The sequence below is a fragment of the Frankia sp. Allo2 genome, assembly GCF_000733325.1.
Lineage (GTDB): Bacteria > Actinomycetota > Actinomycetes > Frankiales > Frankiaceae > Frankia > Frankia casuarinae.
On record NZ_JPHT01000082.1, the window covers coordinates 1 to 4233 of the forward strand.

Genomic DNA, 4233 nt, shown 5'->3' on the forward strand with positions numbered 1-4233 from the left:
GGAGGAGATCGCCCGGCTCACCGGGCAGCTCGCCGCCGCTGAACGTGCCCTGGAACGGTTGGAGATCACCCGGGAGACGGTGCTGGACCTGGCCGCCGAGAACGACGCCGCACCGGCCGAGCCGCTGCCGCCGGGGTATCGGGAGGTGCTGGCCGTGTTCACCCGGGGCGGGAACGGGCTGCACGCCAAGGACGTGTGCCGGGCGCTGGGTGGCGGCACCGAGCCCCGGCATGTCGAGAGCATGCGGGCCCGGCTGAAACGGCTGGTAGAGCGGGGTGTTCTCACCGAGCCCGATCCCGGCCTGTTCGTCCTGCCCCAGCCCGACCCACCGGCCACCCCAGAGATCAACTCAAGCTGAGGCCCGACGAAAGCGTGCAGAACGCCCACTTACGAACAGTGCGCCTGGCTCGCCCGGGGGATCTCCCAGGCCGGCAAATACAGCCGCGGGCTGTGCGTCGCGGTCCGGGAAGAAGACCGGCACAGCGCCCATGCCGACCTGCCCCGGGAGAACATCGCGACCCGGCTGACAGCGGAGCAGTTCGAAGACTNCCCGCAGTACGGCAACGTCCTTGTCGTACCTCTGCAGATCGTCGCCCGCGGGTTGAACATCGTGGTCGGGACCCGCTCCGCGGTCCGCTCGGTCTACCTGTGCGTCCGCCCGCTCGCGCTACTCGGCGAGCCCGCCGAGATGTACGGCAGCATCAACGCCGCCGGCCTACGGGCGCTGCCCCCGGGAGGGAGCGCCGACCCCGCCCAAGCGCTCGCGGAGGCCCGCACGGCCGCCTGGGAACGACTTTCCCTGCTGCTACGGACCGCGCCCCAGTTCACCGCGATGCACAAGCCGCTCCAGGAAGAGATCGTCGCGGGCGTCATCGTCGATCTCATCCAGCTCGCCGGCCGCGCCCGGCGCGGCGGCGGCGACGCCGTCCTGCACCTCGTCGACTACGCCTTCCACGAGGACACGTGGAGTTCCGACCTGGAGACCATCCTGCGCCGCATCCACTCCCAGTGGACCCCCGCGGTGCGGACACGGATGAACGACCTCTACGGCGAAGCGCTCAACGCCTTCCTCGACTACGCCGGCATCCACCCCAACACGCCGTGACATCCCTGAGAAGAGGACCCGTGACCCCGCCCGCGCCCGGCAAATACCTCAACACGCTCGCGTTCCGCTGCACCCCCGCCCTCGTCGCGGACGCCGCGGTCCATGTCCGGCATCTCGACGAGGAGACCTGGAAGCTCTGGGACGATCTCGACCGCCAGTGCAAGCGGCGGTACCGCAACGACTCGGCGCAGGCCCCCTACTCCATCGCGACCCTCGTGCTCGGCGTCCTCAGCGGCGGCTACGTACACTTCGAGCCAGACAGGCGGGCGCCCTTCCTCGCGTCACGAGAGCCCCTCGACGGCCGGCTCCTGCGCAGGGTCTTCACCCTCACCCACGGACTCGCTCTCGGCGACAAGATCGACGTCATCGATCTCGCCACCCCGCCGGACCTCGCGAAACGAATCGCCGACCTTCCCGAGCAGCACCACCTGTTGGCCGACCAGCTTGCACCCCGGTCCGGCACACAGCCCGACACCCCCAACTGGGTCTACAGAACGGTCACCTGGGACCTCGCACGGCGCCTCGCTGCCGAACCGTGGGCGATCTCCGACAGCCGGACAGTGACGCTGTGGCCCGACACCGCTGGAGGCCTCGTCACCCTCGATGACCCCTGGGAGAACGACCGCGGCGGCCGGTTCGCGCTCTCGCGCACGAGGCTGGCCCTCAAGACCCTTCCGAACATCACCAGCCCGCTCCTCCTGCTCACGTCTCGGGTCACCCGCATCGCCGACTCGCTGATCTTCTCCAAGACCGCGCTCGCGCAGCAGCCAGGGGTCGGGCGCCCCGTGCTGGAACTGGAACTCGACGGCCGCGGCGGAGCCCGCACCATCAACCGGCTCGCCCTCGACGCACTCGGCCGACTCGACATGGACTACTCGATCCTGCGCACCATCGCCGCCCGCTCCACCCGTGAGCAGGAGCTCCTCGCGCAGGCGCGCGCCGAGAACAAACCCGCGCGGTTCCCCCGTGACCGTCCCGAGCAGGTCTGGCCCATCCGCCCGACGAGCGCCTCGTTTCCCATCGGTGTCGGCACCGGCATGCACCACCTGCGCCGACTCCGCGATCACGCATCCCTGGTGTTCGCCGACGCCGCCGAACCGCTGGAGTCGCGTGAGGTACGCATGCAGTTCCCGCGCCGGCCCACAGACCCGGAGCGGGTGTCCGCTCGAGAGCGTGCCCGCCGGAAGGAGGAACGCGCGAACAGCGGCGACAGCGGTCCGCTAGCAGAGCCCGGAAACGCCTTCCCATCCCCGAAGGCCATCGTCGCCTCCGTCAAGGCCGCCGGCTTCGACACGCTGCGTATCGCCTGCCTGTGGTACCGCGACGAAACCCGTCTGCGCATGCTCGACACCCTGCGCAGTGTCTTCGCACTCGACCAGGGGGTCCTGGACCCCCAGGATGGCCAGGATCTCGAGCTCCACCCCGGCACGATCAGCGCCGTCTTCCACCAGGCGGGCGAGTTCCTCCGACCGGGCCGCGCCGCCAGCCGCGAAGAAGCTCTACGCAACAGCCGGTTCGCATTGGAGTCCCGGGATGGCGTTCTCGTCGGCGCCTGGTGCGAAACCGAAATGCCGACCGCGGAAGACGTCACGGACGCCGACGCCGACGATCTGGACGCGAAGCACCAGACCAGAGGCATCCTCTCTGCCCTCGGCGTGCCCACCCAGTACCTACGTGGCTCGGACGAAAAAGGGGTGATCCAACCCAAGGAGGGCCGGGATCACCCCGCCGAGTGGGCGCTCCTCGACCTCTACCGCTCCCTCGGCATCATCGACGACCGCATCGCGAACGCGCTGAAGCCACCCGCGACCGGCCACCCGGTCGACCGCGTCGCCCACGTCGGTATCCACGTCCGCCAGCAGAATCGCCGCAAGGGCGAGCGCGGCCGACCAAAGGTCGTCATCACCGCGTCGGCCCTCGTCCCGCCCTCCGACCCGGCCGGCGCCTGGACCCTCCTCGGCTGGAGCTCCACCCGGCCCGAATGGCAGCCCTACCGCACCGCCCAACCCGCTTTCCATGCCACTGCCTACCCGGAAGGAACAGACAGCAGGACCTACCGGCAGCGGTGGGACGAGGCTGCGGACATCGTCGAGCGCGCGCTGCAAGACCTCGCCGACGAGCTCGACGGGATCCCCTACGCCGTCACCGTCGACGCAATGGCCTCCCGGCGCATGTGGCACGGCCTCCAGAACATNCACNAAAGTNCCNCCGCCGAGNCCCGCACGAGCCGCTACTGGCTACCCGGCAGCACTCTGCACCGAGACGACCGACCCCAAGCGGTCATCCGCGTGAACATCGAGGACGACGAGGTGCCGCCCCCAGTCAGCACCACCCGCGTCTCCAAGGACCTCGACAGCCCGCCGACCGACGGTGAGACTGCCACCACCCTCTACCAGGTCACCACCGACTTCGGTACACCGGTGTGGATTCTCTGTAACGTGCCCCGTAGCTACGATGGCGCTGGCGCCGGCCGCCTCGGCTCCAAATACACCCGTTGGGACGCTCGCCGCTCCGTCTGGTCAGACAACAAGGCAGAACGACGCAAAGGCGAGATTGACCAGAACTGGTACACCATGACCGCAACAGAGATCTACCCGCTGGCCTACACCGACGCCGTCCCCGCGGACGCCTTCGCAATCGCGACCGCGAAACTCTGCCACCAGACGATCTCCTGGTCCGACCGCATCCGCCACCCAGTACCGCTACACGCCGCGAAACAGATGGACCTCGACCACCCGCAGTACCGCCGAACCGTCCAGACAGACGACCCGGAGCCCCAATGCCACTTCCACTAAGTCGATCAAGCTGCTANCTGGGGTTTCGTGGGGTTGGCGAGNCTGATCGTGGGCGGGGCGTGGTGGCGGAGGCCGCGCTGGCCGGGTTTCTTGACCGGATACTGGTTGTGGCGCGCCCGGCGGACGACGCGGGGGTAGGTGCGTTCGCGGCGGGNGTTGAGCCGGGNCGGTCGGGNGATGTCGGTGGCGGTCTCACCCTGAGTGCGTGCCCGCTGGTCAGGGGGAAAAAGCCGGGTCGGTGACGACCCGGTCCCGGATGATCCTCACAGCGCGTTTGAACTTGATCCGGTCGGGGTCGATCCCGGCGGCGGTCGCGGCCTGGCAGGTCAGCGC

General features: G+C 69.3%; 3 protein-coding genes. All 3 read left to right on the forward strand.

The features are described from left to right. The coding region (locus ALLO2_RS26760) for a hypothetical protein (RefSeq protein WP_035734669.1) at nucleotides 1–358 on the forward strand (358 nt) is incomplete at its 5' end. Between the two features lie 243 nt (nucleotides 359–601). Then, complete coding sequence (locus ALLO2_RS26095; RefSeq protein ID WP_035734670.1) at nucleotides 602–1105, forward strand: hypothetical protein; 504 nt, start codon at nucleotides 602–604, stop codon at nucleotides 1103–1105. Between the two features lie 20 nt (nucleotides 1106–1125). Next, nucleotides 1126–3900: an RNaseH domain-containing protein gene (locus ALLO2_RS26765; protein ID WP_198031082.1), complete on the forward strand. Its 2775-nt coding sequence runs from the start codon at nucleotides 1126–1128 to the stop codon at nucleotides 3898–3900. Nucleotides 3901–4233 lie beyond the last annotated feature (333 nt).